Origin of the sequence: Bacillus sp. JJ664 (assembly GCF_036962205.1) — a bacterium.
Lineage (GTDB): Bacteria > Bacillota > Bacilli > Bacillales > Bacillaceae_G > Gottfriedia.
This window is the reverse complement of record NZ_JBALMS010000052.1, coordinates 1-21,976: the sequence shown is the minus strand read 5'-3', so window position 1 is coordinate 21,976 and position 21,976 is coordinate 1. Positions and strand designations below refer to the sequence as shown.

Annotated in this window: 19 protein-coding genes; 2 read left to right on the top strand and 17 right to left on the bottom strand. The window is 34.7% G+C overall.

Annotated elements, in window-relative coordinates; all coding sequences use genetic code 11:
• Window positions 1-294: 294 nt before the first annotated feature.
• The 16 genes from spoVM to V7056_RS10115 all read right to left on the bottom strand — a co-directional run bounded on the left by spoVM (window position 295) and on the right by V7056_RS10115 (window position 18,343).
• Window positions 295-378 carry a stage V sporulation protein SpoVM gene (gene spoVM / locus V7056_RS10190; protein WP_088000358.1) on the bottom strand — a complete coding sequence of 28 codons (84 nt, stop codon included), beginning with the start codon at window positions 376-378 and terminating at the stop codon, window positions 295-297.
• Window positions 379-474: 96 nt separating this feature from the next.
• On the bottom strand, window positions 475-1,116 hold the full coding sequence (locus tag V7056_RS10185) for a thiamine diphosphokinase (protein WP_499701608.1): 642 nt from the start codon (window positions 1,114-1,116) through the stop codon (window positions 475-477).
• A 45-nt stretch (window positions 1,117-1,161) separates the two neighbouring features.
• Window positions 1,162-1,806 carry a ribulose-phosphate 3-epimerase gene (rpe, locus tag V7056_RS10180; protein WP_499701606.1) on the bottom strand — a complete coding sequence of 215 codons (645 nt, stop codon included), beginning with the start codon at window positions 1,804-1,806 and terminating at the stop codon, window positions 1,162-1,164.
• 2 nt (window positions 1,807-1,808) lie between these two features.
• The gene (rsgA, locus tag V7056_RS10175) at window positions 1,809-2,690 is read right to left on the bottom strand and encodes a ribosome small subunit-dependent GTPase A (protein WP_499701605.1); all 882 of its coding nucleotides are present in this window, start codon (window positions 2,688-2,690) and stop codon (window positions 1,809-1,811) included.
• 20 nt (window positions 2,691-2,710) lie between these two features.
• On the bottom strand, window positions 2,711-4,687 hold the full coding sequence (gene pknB / locus V7056_RS10170) for a Stk1 family PASTA domain-containing Ser/Thr kinase (protein WP_499701611.1): 1,977 nt from the start codon (window positions 4,685-4,687) through the stop codon (window positions 2,711-2,713).
• Window positions 4,688-4,695: 8 nt separating this feature from the next.
• Window positions 4,696-5,448, bottom strand: a complete 753-nt coding sequence (locus V7056_RS10165; protein WP_499701603.1) for a Stp1/IreP family PP2C-type Ser/Thr phosphatase — start codon at window positions 5,446-5,448, stop codon at window positions 4,696-4,698.
• Window positions 5,449-5,452: 4 nt separating this feature from the next.
• Window positions 5,453-6,544, bottom strand: a complete 1,092-nt coding sequence (gene rlmN, locus V7056_RS10160) for a dual-specificity RNA methyltransferase RlmN (RefSeq protein ID WP_499701602.1) — start codon at window positions 6,542-6,544, stop codon at window positions 5,453-5,455.
• A 2-nt stretch (window positions 6,545-6,546) separates the two neighbouring features.
• A complete protein-coding gene (rsmB, locus tag V7056_RS10155; RefSeq protein WP_499701600.1) occupies window positions 6,547-7,893 on the bottom strand; it encodes a 16S rRNA (cytosine(967)-C(5))-methyltransferase RsmB in 1,347 nt (448 codons plus the stop codon).
• A 1-nt stretch (window position 7,894) separates the two neighbouring features.
• A complete protein-coding gene (gene fmt / locus V7056_RS10150) occupies window positions 7,895-8,839 on the bottom strand; it encodes a methionyl-tRNA formyltransferase (RefSeq protein WP_499701598.1) in 945 nt (314 codons plus the stop codon).
• Between the two features lie 10 nt (window positions 8,840-8,849).
• Window positions 8,850-9,323: a peptide deformylase gene (gene def, locus V7056_RS10145; RefSeq protein WP_088000344.1), complete on the bottom strand. Its 474-nt coding sequence runs from the start codon at window positions 9,321-9,323 to the stop codon at window positions 8,850-8,852.
• Window positions 9,324-9,820: 497 nt separating this feature from the next.
• On the bottom strand, window positions 9,821-12,220 hold the full coding sequence (gene priA / locus V7056_RS10140; protein ID WP_499701596.1) for a primosomal protein N': 2,400 nt from the start codon (window positions 12,218-12,220) through the stop codon (window positions 9,821-9,823).
• Window positions 12,217-13,422 carry a bifunctional phosphopantothenoylcysteine decarboxylase/phosphopantothenate--cysteine ligase CoaBC gene (gene coaBC, locus V7056_RS10135; protein ID WP_499701594.1) on the bottom strand — a complete coding sequence of 402 codons (1,206 nt, stop codon included), beginning with the start codon at window positions 13,420-13,422 and terminating at the stop codon, window positions 12,217-12,219. The genes priA and coaBC overlap by 4 nt, the downstream gene beginning before the upstream one ends.
• Window positions 13,423-13,673: 251 nt before the next feature.
• The gene (gene rpoZ, locus V7056_RS10130; RefSeq protein WP_499701592.1) at window positions 13,674-13,886 is read right to left on the bottom strand and encodes a DNA-directed RNA polymerase subunit omega; all 213 of its coding nucleotides are present in this window, start codon (window positions 13,884-13,886) and stop codon (window positions 13,674-13,676) included.
• Window positions 13,887-13,889: 3 nt separating this feature from the next.
• Window positions 13,890-14,507 (bottom strand): guanylate kinase, encoded by a 618-nt coding sequence (gene gmk, locus V7056_RS10125; protein ID WP_088000336.1) that lies wholly within the window; start codon window positions 14,505-14,507, stop codon window positions 13,890-13,892.
• Between the two features lie 154 nt (window positions 14,508-14,661).
• Window positions 14,662-15,522 (bottom strand): YicC/YloC family endoribonuclease, encoded by an 861-nt coding sequence (locus tag V7056_RS10120; protein WP_499701590.1) that lies wholly within the window; start codon window positions 15,520-15,522, stop codon window positions 14,662-14,664.
• Between the two features lie 148 nt (window positions 15,523-15,670).
• A complete protein-coding gene (locus V7056_RS10115) occupies window positions 15,671-18,343 on the bottom strand; it encodes a calcium-translocating P-type ATPase, SERCA-type (RefSeq protein ID WP_499701589.1) in 2,673 nt (890 codons plus the stop codon).
• A gap of 253 nt (window positions 18,344-18,596) precedes the next feature.
• On the opposite strand from V7056_RS10115, the gene V7056_RS10110 reads away from it, so the two are divergent.
• Window positions 18,597-20,297, top strand: a complete 1,701-nt coding sequence (locus V7056_RS10110; protein WP_499701609.1) for an Rqc2 family fibronectin-binding protein — start codon at window positions 18,597-18,599, stop codon at window positions 20,295-20,297.
• Between the two features lie 597 nt (window positions 20,298-20,894).
• On the top strand, window positions 20,895-21,407 hold the full coding sequence (locus V7056_RS10105; protein WP_499701587.1) for a hypothetical protein: 513 nt from the start codon (window positions 20,895-20,897) through the stop codon (window positions 21,405-21,407).
• Window positions 21,408-21,638: 231 nt separating this feature from the next.
• Here the strand turns inward: V7056_RS10105 and V7056_RS10100 are convergent, their stop codons facing one another.
• The gene (locus V7056_RS10100; protein ID WP_499701585.1) at window positions 21,639-21,833 is read right to left on the bottom strand and encodes a hypothetical protein; all 195 of its coding nucleotides are present in this window, start codon (window positions 21,831-21,833) and stop codon (window positions 21,639-21,641) included.
• Between the last annotated feature and the right edge of the window lie 143 nt (window positions 21,834-21,976).

Here is a 21,976-nt window from a genome sequence, read left to right as displayed (position 1 = left end):
AGTCGCCTCCACTTTTCTCTGTCTAGTTCCAGCTTCTAGCTCCTCGAGGTCGTAAGTCATTCCCAGTTAAAGGTTAAAATGCAACCTTTACCCGTGCTCGCCTTACGCTTGTCGGAGCTGAACAGTCGCCTCCACTTTTCTATTGTCTAGTTCCAGGCGTTTGCCCCTCGAGGTCATAAGCCAAAGAACATTGAAAGTTAAAAAGCAACTTTCATTGTTCTTCGTCTTATGTTTGTCAGGGCAGAGCGAACGCCTTCCACTTTTCAAAATAAAAAACACCCTTAAAGGGTGCTCTTACACATCTTTTTTAAATGTACTTAGCATGGCACGAACGAGTCCGCCAAGAAATTTTGGTAGTTTAATCGTATAAAATCTCATGCTTTCCCTCCTACAAGCTTTCTAACAGATCTTAAGGAAAAGATTAATCCTATTACATTGTACTTGTGTTGAGTGAAAACTATGACATGAATTTTTTTAATCTTTACTCCTTATTACTAATGCTATGCCACTGCTAAAAGAAATAGACCCAACGCCGTCAACTAGTTCGTTGCTCACACATAATGAAGAGCCTAATTCCAGGTGATGATTGGTAAGGGGATATTTAAATCCTTTTAAGGTTAGGTTTTCAATATCAGTACCAAGTGAGAAAAAGGATATGTATTTAAACTGATCTTGTTTTTTGATTTGATGTATTCCTTCTCCAATCACATAAATTTCGTTATGTTCATCTATAATGTAAATTGGAATCGAGTGCTTTCTATATTTTACTAATAATGAAATGCTACCGTACTCATGATCTAATCTTTTGCCTGTCACACAATGTATAAATATTTTTTCAGGTTGCTTTGAAATGGCCCACTCAAGTGCTAATTCTAGGTCTGTATAATCTTTTTCTGGTGGAAAAATAAATACGTTCGGTACTTTTCTTTTTAATTCTGCTAAATCAGCTTTACTCAATGAATCAAAATCTCCAAAAACTGCATCTGGATGAATATCTTCTTCCATTAAATAAGCTGCCCCATTATCTACACCTATAATTGTTTTTTCTGAACCACTTTGGCGGATCAATTGGAGCGTATTTGATTTTGGACCTGCTCCGATTAAATGAATGATCAAATGATTTTCACCTCTAAAAAAGAAAATGCAATCATAATGATTGCATTAACCTCTAATTTTCGCTATAGCTTCTTTACGATTTTCCTTATTATATACAGCTGAACCTGCCACTAAAACAGTAGCACCTGCTTCTTTACAAAGAATGGCAGTATGTTCATCAACTCCACCATCAATTTCAATTTCAACTGATAAATTTCGTTCTTTAATCATATCTGATACTTGTTTAATTTTAGGAACAACTGAATGGATAAACTTTTGACCACCAAAACCAGGATTAACAGTCATTAAAAGCACCATATCAATTTCATCAATGATATGTTCAATTGTTGATACTGGTGTTGCAGGATTTAAAACGACTCCTGCTTTGATTCCATACGATTTTATATTTTGAATCGTTCGATGTAAATGTACACATGCCTCTACATGAACAGTAATAATATCAGCTCCCGCTTTTACAAACTGTTCGATGTATTGATCTGGATTTTCAATCATTAAATGTACATCTAATGGAAGTTTTGTGATTGGTCTTATTGCTTCAACAATTAGTGGACCGATCGTTATATTTGGAACAAAATGACCATCCATTACATCAACGTGAATATAATCTGCACCTCCACGTTCTACATCTACAATCTCTTCTCCAAGTTTAGCGAAATTTGCTGACAGGATTGATGGTGCGATTTTTACCATGATTAATACCTCGGCTTTCTGTCTCTAATTTCTTCTATGAACGAAACATAGTGATTGTATCGATCTGTTGTGATTTCGCCATTTTCAACTGCTTCTTTAACAGCACATTTTGGTTCCTTCAGATGGGTACATCCTCTGAATTTACAATCCTGGCTTTTTTCTCTCATCTCTATAAAGCAAAAAGACAAGTCTTCTGCTTCAATATCAATAAACTCAAGAGAACTGAATCCAGGAGTATCTGCAACAAGTCCCTCGCCAATTTTAATCAATTCCACATGTCTTGTCGTATGTTTTCCTCGTCCTAAATGCGTGGAAATAATACCTGTTTTCAAATCAAGTTCAGGATTAATCGCATTTAGTAATGTAGATTTACCAACCCCAGATTGACCAGCAAATACAGAAATTTTGTCCGCAAGATGAGGAAGTACTTTTTCCAAGCCTTCTTCAGTTTTTGAAGAAGTTAAACATACTTCATAGCCTATTTGGCGATAATAATCTACATATTCCAAAACAGATTGTAATTGAGTTTCATTACATAAATCTATTTTAGTAATCACAATGAGTGGTTTGATTTCATTAAATTCGATTAAAACAAGAAATCGATCTAATAAATTTGGTGAAAAATTAGGTTCTACTGCTGAAAAAACTAGAATCGCTTGATCAACGTTGGCAATTGGAGGTCTAACAAGCTCATTTTTTCTATCTTTTATTTCAAGTAGATATCCTTCTCCACTTTTTTCTATAGAATAAACGGCTTCATCTCCAACTAAAGGTGTAATTTTCTTATTGCGAAAATTCCCTCTACCACGACACTCAACAATGGTATCGTCCGTTTCTACATAGTAGAATCCACTTAACGCTTTAATTATTTTGCCCTCTGGCATATACTCACTCCTACAGTTCTTTAATTCGATGGATAGGGTACATTTCTATCTGCAATAACTTGACCATCTTTAACAATTTTATAGGAAGCAGTCTGTCCAGGATCAATTGTCACCTCTACTGGAAATGTAGCTGTTTCTGTGATCGTTTTTGTAATTGCAGGTTTTACACCATTATTATTTTTATCCTTTATAAACACCTCAACTACTTGAGGCGTATTTGGAATTGATGGGGTGTATTCAACTTGTACATTGAATGTAACTTTTTTCGTTTTTTCTTTTGGTTTTCCTGAAGAAATAACAACATTAATTGTTTCTCCTTCTTTTACCTCAGCAGATTGAGAAGGTGATTGAGAAATTACTTGTCCTTTTTCAACGGTTTCTGACTCTTCTTCTTTAAAGTTGAGCTTTAACCCATTTTCGCTAGCGTAATTTTCTACATCCTTTTTTGTCAAACCGGTTAGATCTCTCAGAATGATAGTCGATGTTCCTTTACTAATCCAAACATCTAAAGCAGTTTCATCTTGAATGATGTCTGCTCCTTCGTTAGGTGATTGATCGACAATCTCTCCCTCAGTTGCATCACTCTCAATATAATGAGTTTTTACCGACTTATACTCTTCATCTAATCGCTGTTTTAGTGAATTATATTGAAAACCTTTTAGATTTTCCATTTCTCCACTTTTCTTACCTTTAGATTTATAAATCGTAATATAAGAGTTTTCTTTCACAGTTTCTCCAATATTAGGTGAAGTTTTTACAACTTTTCCCTCGTCAATTTCATCATCATATAATTCTTTTGGATCATTGATCTTCAACCCCTGTGAAGCTAGCAAAGTGACTGCACTCTCGTATGTCATATCCTTTACATCTGGTATCTTAACGTCTTCTGGAAGGAATAACGCTGGAATTAACGTAATGGCTAATAAACCACCTATTAAAAGTGCGATAAACGTCCCAATAATGAACTTTGCAAAAGAATTTTTCTTTTTTCGCTTATTTTTTTGATTTGCCGCTTTTTTCGAAGCTTGATCAACCTTTTGTTTCGTTGGTTTACTGATTGGTATAACAACTGTATCTGCTTCTGACTCAGATGAATCAGGTATATCTGTTATGATTGGTAATACCTTTGTTTCATCCTCGTTTACTGGTATGACAAATGGCTTTTCATTTAATCGATCAGAATCTAAAGCAGTTTGAAGATCTAGTTTCATTTCATCAGCTGTATCATAGCGATAAAAAATATCTTTTGATGTTGCTTTTAATACAATATTTTCAACACTTTGTGGTATTTCTGGGTTAATGGTTGTTGGAGGCGGTACTTCACTTTGTAAATGCTTTAAAGCAATTGATACAGCACTCTCCCCTGAAAATGGTAATTTGCCTGTCAATAACTCAAACATTACGATACCTAATGAATAAATATCGGACTTCTTATTCGCTACTCCACCTCTTGCTTGTTCAGGTGATAGATAGTGAACAGATCCAAGTACAGAATTCGTTTGAGTAATTGTAGCTGCAGTTGATGCAGTTGCAATACCAAAATCAGTTACTTTAACATTGCCATCTTCATTAATTAGTATGTTTTGTGGCTTTATATCTCTATGTACGATTTGAAAATGATGTGCATGTGCGATAGCAGCAGTTAACTGCTCCATAATCCTTAAAACTTTTTTAGGTTTTATTGGTGTATGGCGTTGGATATATTCCTTAAGCGTTTCACCTTCTACATACTCCATTACAATATATTGCAAACCTTCTTCTTCCCCAACATCGTAAGAACTCACAATATTTGGATGTGAAAGTGATGTAACTGAATATGCTTCTCTTTGGAAGCGTCTTACAAAGTCTGGATCATTAGAAAAATCCATCCGTAACATCTTTACTGCAACATCTCGATCCAAAATCATATCATGGGCTAAATAAACGTTTGCCATCCCGCCACTACCAATTAATTTTAAAATCTTATATCGGTCATTCAGGCGTCTTCCGATCATCACGTTCACATTCACCCCTTCTCATTATGTCTTGGCTCATGTTTTATAATGGCAATTGTGATGTTATCTTCTCCCCCAAGGTCGTTCGCAAGTGAGATTAATTCATTCCCGATATTTTCAATATGATTGTCATCAGAGAATTTTTCATTTAGTTGTTGATATGAAACCTTATCTGATAAACCGTCAGAACATAAAACGATTAAATCGTCTTCTTCCCATGTTAATGTTTTAATATCAACAGTAGCTGTTTCTTCTGTCCCAAGCGCTCGAGTAATAACATTTTTACGAGGATGAATCACAGCATCCTCTTGTGAAATTTGTCCAGATTTAACTAGTTCAGCCACTAATGTGTGGTCGTCTGTAATCTGTTTAAATCCTTCACTATTTTTCAAATAGCCTCTAGAGTCACCTATATGTGCAATTGTAAAATACAAAGGAGTACAAATAACCGCTTCAAGCGTTGTACCCATTCCTTTGCATTCTTCATTTTGTTCTGCGTGAATAAATAAGTTAATATTTAATTGATTTACGATGTTGCGTAGCCAAGCTTCAGCTTCTTTTGGTGTCTCAAAATTACTTGTATTTTTCCATTCTGCTTCGAAGAAATTAACCGCCATCTTACTTGCAACTTCACCAGCTAAATGACCACCAATTCCATCAGCAACTACCGCTAATACGATATCTGAATCATTACGAAATAAACCTACACTATCTTCATTATGTTGGCGAACTTTCCCCGTATCAGTTTGAAAAAAAGTCTGCATTTCTTCACCTCGTCTCCTCTTTACGCTCCTTTGCACGCAACTGTCCACAAGCAGCATCTATATCATGGCCTTGTTCACGACGAATTGTAACATTGATTCCGTTTTGCTTTAATACTTTTTCAAACGCAAAAATTTGTTCCTTTGGCGTTCTAACGTAATTTCGCTCTGGAACGTAGTTTACCGGAATTAAATTGACATGACACTTTACTCCCTTTAATAAAGTAGAAAGCTCTTCTGCATGCTCAACTTGATCGTTTTCACCACCGAATAAACCATATTCAAACGTAACTCGTCTACCTGTTTTTTCAACATAGTAACGAACGGCATCCATTAAATCTGGTAATTTATACGCACGATTTATTGGCATTAATTTTGAACGAAGCTCACTATTAGCTGCATGTAGCGAGATTGCAAAATTAATTTGTAGTCCTTCATCTGCAAAGTTATAGATTTTAGGAATAATACCACTCGTTGATACAGTAATATGACGAGCACCGATATTTAAACCTTTATCACTATTAACGATTCTTAGGAAATCCATTAAACCATTATAGTTATCAAATGGTTCACCTATACCCATAACTACAATTGAACTTACTCGCTCTTCCACTTCATCGATTGCGCGTTGTACACATAATACTTGTGCTACAATCTCACCTGCTTCAAGATTTCTCTTTAAACCGCCAAGAGTAGAGGCACAAAATGTACAACCTATTCTACAACCTACTTGAGTCGTTACACATACAGAATTGCCATAATTATGTCTCATTAAAACAGTTTCTATAGAATATCCGTCATGTAACTCAAATAAAAATTTCATTGTACCATCTGAAGAGGTTTGTTTAACTAATGTTTTAAGTGTTGTAATTGTAAAATTCTCTTCTAATAGTTGTCTTAACTCTTTCGGAACATTTTGCATTTCTTCAAAACTTTCAACTCGTCTAACATATAACCAATTATAAATTTGTTTCGCACGGAATGCCTGTTGCTTTTGCTCTGTTAACCATGCCTCTAAATCACTCAATTTTAGTGAGTAAATTGAAGGCTTTTGTGTTTTTTCTATTTTGACTGAATTTGTAGTATTTTCTAACTTCAACGTTACACCTTCTTTCTTAATCTTGCAATAAAAAATCCATCCGTTCCAAAATAATGTGGTAGTAGTTGAATATACCCATTTTGAACCGTTTTATCTTCTTTCAATTCATTAGGAACATGCTCAATTAATGAACGATCTAGTTCAAATTCATCATGCTCTTCAAGGAAAGAATTTACAACATCTATATTTTCTTCATGACCAACTGTACATGTACTATATACAAGTGTGCCACCAGGTTTTAATAACTTAGACGCCTCATGTAAGATAGATTTTTGTACTTTGTGTAAATTTGATACATCTGTAGCATTTTTCTTTAATAAAATATCAGGTTTTCGACGAATAACGCCTAGTCCAGAACAAGGAGCATCTACTAACACACGATCGAACAATTTCCCTTCAAATTCTTCTGGTGCTTTTCTAGCGTCTAATGCTTTTGTTTCTATATTTTCAAGCCCTAAACGGTCCGCTTGTTCCTCAATTAATTTAACTTTGTGCTTGTGTAAATCCAATGAAGTAACAGATCCAGTTCCTTTTAATAGTTCAGCTATATGAGTAGATTTCCCACCCGGTGCTGCACATGTATCTAAAACTTGATCTCCTTCATTAACTCCTAGCGCTTGCGCTACTAACATAGAGCTTTCATCTTGTATCGAAATATACCCTTCTTTAAACGCATTTGAATGTGCAACATTACCTTTTTGAATTTCAATCGCAAATGGAGATAGATTCCCTACTTCAACGTTAATGCCTTCATCTTCAAGCATTTGAATGACTTCTTCTCTAGTTGCTTTCATGCTATTCACTCTAGCAGTTTGAAATGGTGGTATGATATTTTCTTCACACATTTTTCTTGTTTCTTCTTCACCAAATTCACTTACCCATTGCTCAATTAACCACAAAGGATGATTTGTTTCAATTGAAAGTTTCTCGAATGGGTCCTTTATTTCATTAATAGAACGTACGCCATTACGTTGTATATTTCTTAAAACGCCATTAACTAATGAAGCAATTCCTTTGTGCCCGCGTTTTTTCGCAATTTCAACAGCTTCATTTAAAACTGCATGTGCAGGAACACGATCTAAGAAATGGAATTGATAAAGCGAAAGTTTGATTAATATATATACCCACTCTTCCAATTTCTTCTGATTCTTGATATAAGGTTCCAAATAAAAATCTAATAGTTGATCCCTTTGAATTGTACCGTAAATAATTTCTGTCAATAACCCTGCATCAGCCGAAGATAAGTCATTCTTTTGAATATAGTTATTAACTAATAAATTACTATACGATTGATTTTTATAAACAGAAAGAAGGGCCTCTAAGGCAATCTCTCGTACATTTTTACTCATTTTATTCTCCTAACTTCATTCCACTTTCAATAAACGAACCTGCGCCATTAATATATTGCTTAGCTTCCATTCGTTTCTTCCCTGATGGCTGTATGTCTGTTATTTTTATAGCAGTTTGATTTCCTGTTGCAACAACAATTCCGTCGTTTTGTACTTCAATAATCTCACCTGGGGTTAAGTTTTGATGACTTTCAACTTTTTCACTCCACCAAACTTTTAAAACTTCTCCGTTTAATGTAGTATAAGCTACTGGCCATGGGTGTAAACCTCTTACGTGATTATAAATCTCTTCACCAGATTTTGACCAATCAATTCGTTCTTCTTCTCTTTTAATATTCCAAGCAAAAGTTACTTTGCTTTCATCTTGCTTTTCAGGTGTGATTTCACCTTTTAATAAAGCTGGGACTGTTTCTGATAGTAAATCTGCTCCAGCGATACTTAATTTATCGTGTAATGAACCAACATGATCTTTTTCTTCTATTTGTACAACCACTCTCGCTAACATATCACCTGCATCCAACTTTTCAACCATATACATGATTGTCACACCAGTTTCGCTTTTCCCTTGAATAATTGAATAGTGAATTGGAGCGCCACCTCTTAATTCAGGAAGAAGTGAAGCATGGACATTAATACAGCCAAATTTTGGGGATTCAAGTATTTCTTTTGGAAGAATTTGGCCAAATGCTGCTGTTACAATTAAATCAGGATTTAACGCCAGAACCTTGTCTGTTTCTTCTTTCAAGCGAATTTTTTCAGGTTGTAAAACCGGTATGTTATGCTTCAGTGCCTCAACTTTAACAGGCGGTGGCGTTAAGACTCTTTTTCGCCCTACAGGACGGTCAGGTTGAGTTACTACACCAACTACTTCATAACCATCTTCAATGATTCTTCTTAAAACAGGTACTGAAAAATCTGGTGTACCCATAAAAACTATTTTTGTCATCTTTTATAGCCTACCCTTCTAATTCACTCTCTTCATAGTATTTAGATACTTTCGAAGTGAATAAAACTCCATTCAGATGGTCAATTTCATGCAAAATCGCACGAGCTAAAAATCCTCTCGCCTCAATAATAAAGTACTTTCCACGTTTATTCTGAGCTTTTATTTTTGCATAACTAGGTCTTGTTACATCTCCATATAAATTAGGAAAACTTAAACACCCTTCTATATCTGTTTGTTCACCTTTCGTTTCCATAACAATCGGATTGATCAAATCAATTCTTCCATTTTCATCCTCAACATCAACAACAGCAACCTGCTGCAAAATGCCAACCTGAGGCGCAGCTAACCCAACACCATCAGCTGCTATCATTGTTTCATACATATTATTTAATAATTTAACTAAATTTTTATCAAATGTTGTCACTTTTGCACAAGGTGTTTCAAGTACTTCATTAGGGTGTTCTATAATTTTTAAAATGGCCAAATTCACAACTCCTTAACTTATTAGGATTTCTTGTTGAAATACTAATTTACTTTTAATTCTTATTATATCTATTTAAGGTTTGACTGTTTTTTGTTGACTGGACTGAGCGAACGCCTTCCGCTTTTCTTACTGTCTAGTTCCGACTCCTAACTCCTCGAGGTCAATAGCCAAAACCCTTTAAGGTAAAAAGCACCTTTATTGGGTTTTGTCTTATGCTTGTCGGGGCTAACCAGTCGCCTCCACTTTTCTTACTGTCTAGTTCCGGCTCCTAGCTCCTCGAGGTCATAAGTCAATGCCCAGTTAAGGTTAAAAAGCAACCTTATCTGGTCCTTGCCTTATGCTTGTCGGAGCTAACCAGTCGCCTCCACTTTTCTTACTGTCTAGTTCCGGCTCCTAGCTCCTCGAGGTCATAAGCCAAAACCCATTAAAGGTAAAAAGCACCTTTATTGGGTTTCGTCTTATGCTTGTCGGAGCTAACCAGTCGCCTCCACTTTTCTCTACATAAACATAGTCGGTTGAAAGTCTATTGTTATTTGTAGTTTTCCTTTGTCTGTTTCTTCTTGGTAGAATTGTTGGATTCGGTTTAGTACGTCGTAAAGTGCTGGTTCTGATTTGTATTTTATGACGCATTGGTATCTGAATTGATCTTTTATTTTTGCGATTGGTGATGCAACAGGTCCTAAGACGATTGAACGATTTGATAGGTTTTCTCTTAAGTAGCCTGTTATTTGTTCGCTTACTTTTACTACTTTAATTAAGTCCGTATGAGAAATCGAGATTAATACTAAGTAATAAAAAGGTGGGTAATGGAACGATCTCCTGATTTTCATTTCTTCGTCATAGAATGCAATGAAATCCTGTGTTTTTGCTAATTCAATACTATAATGCTCTGGAGAATATGTTTGTATAACAACTTCACCAGGTTTTTCATGACGTCCAGCTCGTCCACTGACTTGCGTTAGTAAACTAAACGTTCGTTCACTTGCTCTGAAATCTGGTAAGTGTAATGAACTATCAGCAGCCAGTACACCAACTAGCGTTACATTTGGGAAATCTAAACCTTTTGCGATCATTTGTGTACCGAGTAAAATATCGGCCTCACCATTCCCAAATTGTTTTAGCATTTTTTCATGGGCACCTTTACGACTAGTTGTATCGTTATCCATTCGAATGACTCTTGCTTCAGGAAAGCTTTGTGTGATTGCTTCTTCAACTTTTTGAGTACCTGTACCAAAAAATCGAATATGATCACTTTGGCAAGAAGGGCATTGTTTTGGCATAAATGTTTCATAACCGCAATAATGGCATTTTAATGAATTATTATGTTTATGATAAGTAAGTGAAACTTCACAATGTGGACACTGAATCGTATATCCACAATCTCTACACATCACAAAAGAAGAGTAACCCCTACGATTTAAGAACAATATGATTTGTTCTTTTTTCTCTAAACGATCTATGATTTTTTCATGTAATAATGTTGAGAACATTGTCCGATTACCATTTCGTAATTGTTCTCTCATATCAACAACTTCAACTTCTGGTAATGGTCCTTGGTTTACTCGCATTGACATTGTTTCCAGTTCATAAACACCTTTTTGAGCACGAGCAAACGTTTCAAGAGTAGGTGTAGCACTACCTAAGACAACTGGACATTTGTGGTATACGCCTCGCCAAATTGCAATATCTCTTGCATGGTATCGAGGATGCTCGTCCTGTTTATAAGTTGTTTCATGTTCTTCATCTATAATAATAATGCCTAAATTTTCAAATGGTGCAAAAATCGCAGATCGTGCTCCAACGACTACTTTTACTTCTTTTCGCTGAATTTTTCTCCACTCATCATACTTCTCACCTATTGAAAGTCCACTATGCAAAACAGCAACATCATTACCGAATCTACTTTTGAATCGACCTACTATTTGTGGGGTAAGTGAAATTTCTGGAACTAATACAATGGCTTCCATTCCTTTTAGAAGAACTTCTTGAATCGTTTGTAAGTATACCTCTGTCTTACCACTACCAGTTACACCATGTAATAAGTGGATTTTATGTTCCCTTTCCTTAAATGAAGAAACAATATGTTCGTAAGCTACTCTTTGTTCGTCTAATAAAGGTAGTGGCTTCGATTTTTCAATGTCTCTTCCAACATAAGGATCACGGTAAACTTCAATGGTTTCAATCGAGATGATTTCATTCTTTTGTAAAGTCTTGATCGGCGAATCGGTTATTTGAAGACATTCCTTTAATTCTTTTACACTTGTTTGACCATTCATTCTTAAGTATTCAATAATGTCTTTTTGCTGTGGAGAAGTAATATTTTTCAAATCTTCATCTAATACTTTTAAAAGTGAAACAACACGCTCAGTTTTTTTATTCGCTTTATTTTTTACTTCATATTCTATTTCAAGTAAACCTTCTTTAATAGCTCGTTGCACAATTGATATTTTACTAACAAGAGATTCAACTTCAGTCCATTCTCTTCTTTTTACTACAGAAAATAATGTTGCTAACTCTGTTGGTAAGGACTCATAAACTTCATCTGAAGTAATTTGAACATGCTTTTTATAAACCGCCTTAATCGCAGTTGGTAGCATAGCTTGATACGCCGAAATTAAAAAACAAAGTGTTTTTTGTGCAATATGGGAACCTAATAATAAAAGTTCTTCAGTTAAGACAGGCATTACATCTAATACCTCTTCTATTTCCTTCACCTTATCCAAGGTCGTCGTTTCTTTTATTGCTAAAACAAAACCTTGTACTTTTCTAGGACCAAAAGGTACGATTACTCTCATTCCAGGTTGTATTGCATCATGCCATCTATTAGGAATTAGATAATCAAATGGACGATCAGTTTGCCTTACTGACACATCAACTAAAACTGATGCATATGTCATCTTGCTTCCTCATTCAATAAGCGATGTACTTCATTTAGAATTTCTTTCGCTACTTCTTTTTTGGTCATGATTGGTAATGGCTTTACTTCACCATTTCGGTGGTAGATCGTGACAATATTCGTATCCGTGCCAAAACCTGCTCCAGCTTTTGTAACATCATTTGCAACGATCATATCTGCATTTTTCTTTACTAGTTTTCCTTTTGCGTAATCTTCAACTTGTTCAGTTTCAGCTGCAAATCCAACTAAAATTTGATGTGTTTTTTGTTGACCTAATGAAAGTAGAATATCTTTTGTTCGTTTTAGGGGAATAGAAAGGTCTCCCTCACTTTTTTTCATTTTTTGATCAAATGTTACTGCAGGAGTATAATCGGCAACCGCTGCTGTTTTGATCACAACATCCGCATTTCCAAATTCCGTTAATATTGCATCATACATTTGCGCAGCTGACTCAGTATGAATGACCTTACACCCTTCTGGTGGTGTTAGATTTGTTGGACCTGTGACTAAGACTACTTCTGCTCCTAGAGAAATGGCTACTTCGGCTAAACTATATCCCATTTTTCCAGTTGAACGGTTTGATAAGTACCGAACTGGATCGATTGTTTCAAGAGTAGGTCCGGCAGAAATTATGATTTTCTTGCCTTTTAAAATGCCAAATTCTTGTTGAAAATAGTCATTTACAGCTTGTGTAATGTCTTCCGGTTCTGCTAATCTACCTTTCCCAACATAACCACATGCTAAATAACCTTCATTTGGTTCAATCAATTTACATCCAATTTCTTTTAAAGTATTCATGTTTTTTTGAACAATTGGATGATGATACATATTTACATTCATAGCCGGAGCAATCCATATTGGTTTAGTAGCAGCAAGTAATGTAGCTTGGATCATCTCATCTCCTAAGCCATTTGCAAGCTTACCAATTGTATTCGCTGTCGCGGGGGCAACTATGATTAAATCTGGCCAATCCCCTAAATCTATATGAGCAATTTTTGAACTATCTTTTTCATCAAATGTATCTGTATATACATCGTTTCTTGACAATGCTTGAAACGTTAATGGTGTCACAAATTTTGTAGCAGAAGGACTCATCATCACTTTAACGTTATATCCTGCTTGCACGAGTTTACTAGTAAGAGCCGCAGCTTTATATACTGCAATACCACCAGTAACACAAAGGAGTATATTTTTTTGTTCCAACTCACCTTCACCCTTTCAAATCTTAATCTATCTTTCATATTTGTCAAAAAATAGGTCTTTTGATTGTTTATTTCTAAGATACCACAAATGTGTTTGAATTAAATTGATTAAGGCTCACAAAAAATAAGACTGTCCCGATACCATTGCTAGATCACTATGAATGAAGGAAATAGTGTCTAACACCATGTTGTCCTTTCAGTCATATAGAGATAATAGCAATGTTTGGGACAGCCTCGTCACACGTGTAAGTTTTAGTCTTCTTTTATTTCTTCAAGTTTTCTGTAAGATAAAAGTCCAGCATTGATTTCTTCAAGTGCTTTACCTACGAATTTATCAGATACAGGCTTTTCAACTCGTGGATCTTTATTTACTTGCATTTCACGAGCACGTTTTGATGCAACTGTTACAAGTGTGTATTTTGAATCTAATTTAGTTAATAAACGGTCAATCGAAGGATATAACATAGTTTATTCTGCCTCCATCATTCTTTTATAATAATTTGCAACTCGTTCACGTTTTAAATGCTCACTAATCATGATTGCTTTAATTCGCTCACAAGCTAATTCAACTTGGTCATTTTCTACTACATAATCATAAGCATCCATCATTTCAATTTCTTCTTTAGCTGCATTCATACGATTTAAGATGATGTCTTCAGTTTCTGTACCTCTAGTTACGATGCGATTTTGAAGCTCGCTCATACTTGGTGGTGCCAAGAAGATAAAGATCCCTTCTGGGAATGCTTTCTTTACTTGAAGAGCTCCTTGAACTTCAATTTCCAGGAAAATGTCTTTTCCTTCACTTAAAGTTTTTTCAACATATTCAATAGGCGTTCCGTAGAAGTTGCCTACAAATTCAGCCCATTCTAGAAATTTATTCTCTCCAATACGTTGTTGGAAATCTTCTTTCGTTGTAAAGAAATAGTCTACACCATGTACTTCCCCTTCACGAGGTTGTCTTGTTGTCATTGAAATACTATATTGTAAGTCTAAATCTTTGTTTTCAAAAATAGCTTTTCGTACTGTACCTTTACCTACACCAGATGGTCCTGATAGTACGATTAGTAAGCCTCTTTCATGTCTCATTCATGACCCTACCCTTCTAATCTATAGACAGTAAATTATTAAAGGTTAATCCATTATATCATCCCAGAGCTTGAGTCAATTCATACAATTAACTAGTCTTCTAATTCCCATTGTTACCGGACATTAGACTCTATAAACAAATCTTTCACTTCATTTATTCGATATTTTGGACTTGTTCTCTAATTTTTTCAAGATTATTTTTAATTTCAACAACCTGCTTTGAAATTTCTAATGAATTTGCTTTGGAACCAATTGTATTTACTTCTCGATTCATTTCTTGAACGATAAAATCTAATTTTCTTCCAATAGATTCTTTCAATTCTAACGTTTCGCTAAAAAGTTCTAAATGACTTGCTAGTCGAACTAATTCTTCAGAAATATCACAACGATCAGCAAAAATCATAATCTCTGTTAATAATCTTTGCTCATCTACGTTTGCTAATTCAACATCTGCTAATTTTGCAAGTAATTTTTCACGATGAGATTTAATAACAAGTGGTGCTTGTTCAGTAATGTGTTTTTTACACTCTTCAATCGCAGATAGTCTTTCAAGTAAGTCTTTCTTTAATTGACTACCTTCTTTACACTTTGATTCAAAAAATTGCTCACATGCCTTTTTTGTCGCCGTTACTAATAATTGTTCAAAATTATCATTAATCTGTTCGACTTCACTTACAGTCGTAACTTCTGGAAGCTTTAATAAATCAATTGGATTATATATTGACTCCCCAACTGCTAAATTTTCAATCGCTTCTTTATATTGTTTAATTAAGCCTTCATCTATTTGTAATGTACGTTGTAACAAACCTTCAATTGTAACAAAAACTTCAACTCGACCTCGACTAGTATACTCAGATACGATTTTTTTAATTGAATCCTCATATGCTAATAATTGTCTTGGCATACGTACAATCGACTCTAAGTATCGATGATTTACTGCTTTCATTTCAATATGTATTTTGTACTGTTCATTTGACAAAATGGCTTTTCCATACCCTGTCATACTTACAACCATTGTTCCACTTCCAATACAGAAATTTTCTCTTATTTTTTAGTATGTATTAACTTTCAATTATGAAAAAGAGAAAAGGTAATAGAGCATACCTCTACTACCTTAAGAGATTATAACATATTTTAAATTTGTAATCCATTTTGTTCATAAATTATTTTTTCTTTTTAAATAACGCCCCTGCTAGCATAAATGTTGGAAGTGCTGAAAGACCACCGATTAAGATCCAGTCCCTTAATTGGATTGGTAATGTTTTAAAAATCGGTTGAAGAGGCGGATAGTAGATTACAACAAGCATCAATAATACAGAAACAATAACAGCCCCAATTAAATACATGTTTCCAAATATGTTTCGATGGAAAATCGAACGCTCACTTCGGCAATCAAACACATGAATTAATTGTGCTAATACTAACGTTGAAAACGCAACAGTTTGAGCATATGCTAATTCTTCTGGATGTTGATTATATGAAATGATAAACGCAATTAATGTCACAAAACCTATTAAGAAGCCTCTTGAAATAATTTTCCATCCTAAACCTCTTGCAAAAATACCCTCTGACAAAGATCTCGGACTTCTTTTCATTACATCATCTTCTGCTGAATCTACACCTAGAGCCATTGCTGGTAATCCATCAGTTACTAGGTTTACCCATAAAATTTGAACTGGCACTAATGGTAGTGGAAGTGCTAATAACATCGCAAACAACATAACTAATATTTCTCCGACATTCGATGCGAGTAAATAACGAATAAACTTACGAATATTACTGTAAATATTCCGGCCTTCTTTAATTGCTGATTTGATTGTCGCGAAATTATCATCAAGTAAAATCAAAGCAGAAGCCTCTTTTGCTACATCTGTACCAGTAATCCCCATTGAGATACCAATATCAGCAGCTTTTATTGCAGGTGCATCATTTACACCATCGCCTGTCATCGCTACTACATGGCCATTTGCTTGAAGCGCTTTAACAATTTTCAATTTATGTTCTGGTGTCACTCGTGCAAATACAGCAGTGTCTTCTACAAATTCTTGAATTTGTTCAACCGTTAGTGAATCTAATTCTTTCCCTTCTACTACATTTCCTGATTCTCTCAAAATGCCTAGTTTTCTTGCTATACTAGCCGCAGTCAATTTATGATCCCCAGTGATCATAATCGTGCGGATCCCCGCTTCTTTACACTCTTGTACAGCTTGTGCAACTTCCGCTCTTGGTGGATCAATCATTCCTTGTAATCCGATAAAAGTTAAATTATCTTCAAGATCTCTATCATTCAAAACTGAATTTGCATGAATTGGTTTAAAAGCAATAGCAATTGTTCGAAGCGCATTATTAGCATAAGATGCGATTGTATCTTCAACAGCGTTTTGTCTAAATGTATTTAATTTCTCTTCACGTTCATGCCATAAAATAGAATCACATTTAGAAAGTAAAACATCTGGTGCACCTTTTGTAATGACAAAATGTTCACCTTCACGATTTTTAACAACGACCGTCATCATTTTACGTGTACTATCAAATGGGATTTCATGAATTCTTGTAAAATGGTTATTTACATAATCACGGTCTATTCCTGCTTTATATCCTGCTACAACAATTGCACCTTCTGTAGGATCGCCATCTAAAACAATTTCTTTTTTCTTTTGAATCAGTTGAGCATCGCTACAAATTGAACCAAAAACTAGTGTTTGAAATAATTGTTTATTTAAAGTTGGATTAACAGTTCGTTCTTTATTTGTAAATTTCCCATCTACTACATAACCATTTCCTGAAACTTCGAAGCTAGATCCTCCAGACCAAATATTTGTAACAGTCATTTTATTTTCTGTCATTGTACCTGTTTTATCAGAACAAATAACAGAAGCACAACCTAGTGTTTCAACTGCTTGAAGCTTTCTTACGATGGCTTTCTTTTTAATCATTCTCTGCACACCTAGTGACAGAGCAACTGTTACAATTGCAGGAAGTCCTTCTGGTATTGCAGCTACTGCTAATGACACACCCGCTAAAAACATATGATATAACTCGTTACCTTGATACACCCCAATAAACACAACTAATGCAGTTAAAAATAATGCAACAACAATTAAAATTTTTCCAAGTTGTTCAAGTCTTCTTTGTAATGGTGTTACAGTTGCATCTGTATTTTGCAGCAAATCGGCAATTTGACCCATAGCTGTTTTCATACCTGTTGATACAACTACACCTTTACCATTTCCTCGAGTTACGAGTGTGCCCATAAAGCCCATGTTATCCTGATCACCAATTCCAATACCCTCAGCTTGAATTGATTCAAAACGTTTTTGGACTGGCAATGATTCTCCTGTTAGTGCAGATTCTTCTATGTATAAACTTGATGCCTCGATAATACGAATATCTGCACCGATTCGATCACCGCTAGAAAACTTTATAATATCCCCGACAACTAAGTCTTTCGAAGGCAGTTTTTTATATTGGCCATTTCTTAATACTTGAACTTGTGGAGCCGCTAATTCTTTTAAAGCTTCTAAAGATTTTTCGGCTTTTGCTTCTTGAAAATAACCTAAAACTCCGTTAATCAATACAATTGCCATAATAGCAACTGCATCAACTACTTCATGTAAAAAAATTGAGATAATTGTTGCACCTAATAATACGAACACCATAAAATCATTGAACTGACTTAAAAATAAAACGAGTTTTGAAGTTTTCTCCGATTCTCTTAATTCATTCGCCCCAAAAGTTTCTCGTCTTTTTCTTACCTCCTCATCAGTTAAACCAGAGGAAACGTTCGTATTTGTTACGTTTAGAACTTCTTCCGCTCTCATCCGATAAAAATTCATGTAATTGTCACCCCTAATTTTTACATTAGGTAAGTTGTCCCCCTTACCTCTCATAAAAGCATATTCAGACTCGTCCAAATAAATGATATAATGATGAAAAATAAATGTAGCTCGTATAAATGGAATGATGTGACAATCGTAGGGTAAATAATGTAAAATTGATTCCTTAACAAATTAGCTCGGAAATGCTTTTTTATGAATTGATAAGATAACATGAAGTTTAGTAGTGTTTGATAGATTAGGAAGTGATGTTATGTCTTTTGATGGACTTTTTACAGGGGCTATGACAAGTGAGGTAGCCACAAAATTAACAACCGGAAGAATTTCAAAAATCGTACAGCCAAGTATGTATGAAGTTCTACTAACCATTCGTGCAAATGGAGCAAATTATAAACTTTTATTAAGTGCACACCCAAGTTATGCACGATTTCATATTACAGATCAAAACTATGATACACCTTCAGAACCTCCAATGTTTACGATGGTTTTACGAAAGCATTTAAATGGAGGAATCATCGAAAGTATCACACAAAATGAACGCGAACGAATTGTGAGGATGAGAGTAAGAAGCAGAAATGAAGTTGGTGACGAACAAATCCGAACACTCATCATTGAATTAATGGGAAGACATAGTAATATTATATTACTTGATGATGAAAGACAGATTATTTTAGACAGTATTAAGCATGTACCGATGGCCGTTAACCGTCATCGTATCATTCAACCAGGCTCTAGTTACGTTTTACCACCTAAACAAGAAAAACAAGATCCTTTTGCTCAAATGACTGAGGCAGAATTCCTTAACATCATTTCAAATGAAGACCAACCAACAGCGCAAGTTCTTGTACAAGAATTTGCTGGAATTTCACCATTATTTGCAAATGAGGTTGTGTATCGAAATAAAGATAGCTTATTTGAATCATTCGTTTCTTTAATAGATGATATTCAAGAAAGGAGATATACTCCTTCTTTATACCGTTTCCAGTCAAAAGAGCAATTTTACTTTATTGAAATGACTCATTTAAAGGGAGAGCAAACGACCTTCTCTAGCTTAAGTGAATTATTAGACGTCTTTTATTTTGGAAAAGCAGAACGTGACAGAGTAAAACAGCAAAGTGGAGATCTAGAAAAAATATTACAAAATGAATTATCTAAAAACAAGAAAAAACTTAAGAAGCTTGAAAGAAGTTTAGTAGATACAGAAAAAGCAGACGCAATCCAATTACAAGGTGAGTTAATCACAGCTAATATGTTTGCGCTAAAAAAAGGTATGACAGAAGTTGAGGTCGTTAATTATTATGATGAAAACGGTGGAACGATCACCATTCCATTATCTCCATTAAAAACGCCTTCTGAAAATGCACAATCATATTTTACGAAATACACGAAATTAAAAAATTCAGTCGCTCATATACATGAGCAAATCAAGCTTACAATTGAGGAAAATGATTACTTAGAAACCGTATTACAACAAATCGAATCGGCTTCACCACGTGATTTAGAAGAAATTCGAGAAGAATTAGCTGAAACAGGTTATGTTAGAAAGAAAAAATCAAAAAAACCTCAAAAGAATAATAAACAAAAAGTAACGCTTGATGAATTTGTATCAACAACTGGTGAACTATTATTAGTCGGTAAAAACAATAAACAAAATGATTATTTAACGAACAAGCTTGCTAGTAGAGACGAACTTTGGTTCCATACAAAGGATATTCCAGGTTCTCACGTAGTCATCCGTGCAAAAGAACCAAGTGAAACTGCAATCAAAGAAGCTGCGATCATTGCTGCATACTTTAGCAAAGCTCGTCAATCCAGTTCAGTTCCAGTCGACTACACAGAAATTCGCCATGTAAAGAAACCAAATGGCTCAAAACCAGGATTCGTTATTTACGAACAAAACAATACGGTCTATGTTACGCCTGACGAAGAGTTAGTTTTAAAATTACGCAAATAACATACGAAAATGGCAACTACATGTAGTTGCCATTTTTTTATGAAAAAATATCTATAAAAAAAAGTAATTATAATTGAAGTGTAAGAGCAACAATTCTATGGGAGTAGCGAGAACTATGAGTCCTCGCATACTCGGAAAAATGAAAAACATGCTAAAAACACGATGTCCTGACGAATCGAATGCTCTTCTTAAAAGGGAGAATTTTAACCCAAATAATCTAAGATTTCGTTTCTTTATTATTTTTTAAACACTCTGTTTATAAGTAGAGTAATTGGAGCGGAAGGTGCGAGACTCCTGTGGGAGATGCGGGAAGGATGAGACCCCGCAGGCCTACCGAGGAGGCTCAGCTCTACGCCCCACGGAAAGGGAGCAACCTGGAGCGCAAATCTACGAAACCCTTCTTATTAAAGAATGAGAGAGTAAACTAACATGCAAAACATTAGTAATACATTCTTCCTAACTATTAGAAGATTATGGAATAGCTTTATAGTTCAAAAGTATTAAATAAAAGAAATGACAGTTTTTTACTTCTTATTCTTTCATTAAAATATTATAATAAAAACTCAATTCTTATTTTCATTAGAGAAGGAGCCATTTATGAACCAGATTACATTAGCGGAAGCATTAAATATTAGACATATTCTTTCAAAAAGGATTAGAGAATTAATAGAAGAACTTGAAGAAAATTCAAGTGTTGAAGTGGAAAAAGGCCAACCGCTTCCTACTTTAGCTCGCAATATGACTCAAATCGAAAGCGATTTAGCAAAAGTACGTGCTGATTTCCGTAAATTAGATTACTTAATGCAAAAAGCGAATATCGAAAATACAATCATGATTGAAAATATGGAGCTATCCATTACAGAGGCGATCGAATTTGCTAAACAACTTCGTGCAGAAGTCCAATCTGCAAAAGAGTTTGCAAGTAAAAAAGAACGAATTCAACCAATGTATGGAACTGATAGTATTATTGTTGAAAAACTATATTTCAATCCTGAAGACTATAGACAAAAAGCTTTAAAATTGGAACGTAAAGTAACTCGATTATCTGGTTTAATCGATGCAAAAAACTTCTCTATTAATATACCATTCGATGGCAGTGATTATTTTTAATACCTCACAAGAATGAGACTTTCTTGTGAGGATAGGAAGAATTAAAAATTGGACACTCATGGGAGCTACGCAAACGGATAAAGTGTTACAGGTTACTATATTTACGGATAACGGATGACGAACGATACGCAAACGTAAAAATCTCTTAGTGCACTTTTATGCATAGATAATTTGGTTACCATTTATCCTATTCTTCCTATGGCCACCTCTATTTTAGAGGTGGCTTTTCTTTTACAATGATTTCTCTTTTTTCTCATCTTCCTCTTTTACTAGTAATGAAGTGATGAACAGAATGACACCTAATGCAAAACCGATGAATAAATTCATAAAGAATTCATCTTCCTTAAGATATTTTATTAACGAAATTGCTCCAAATAAAAACATGACACTAACCCCAAAGTATCTTAATACATCTTTAACTTTCATGATCTATCTCAACTCCTTAATCCTTTAATTAATGACAGTCAATCCTTCGTAATAACTCTATTTCATTCTATGTTAACCAGTTAAAAATAAACTCTGTTAATGTATGAATACTATAATCTAAGCGTATTTAAATCATTTTGTGA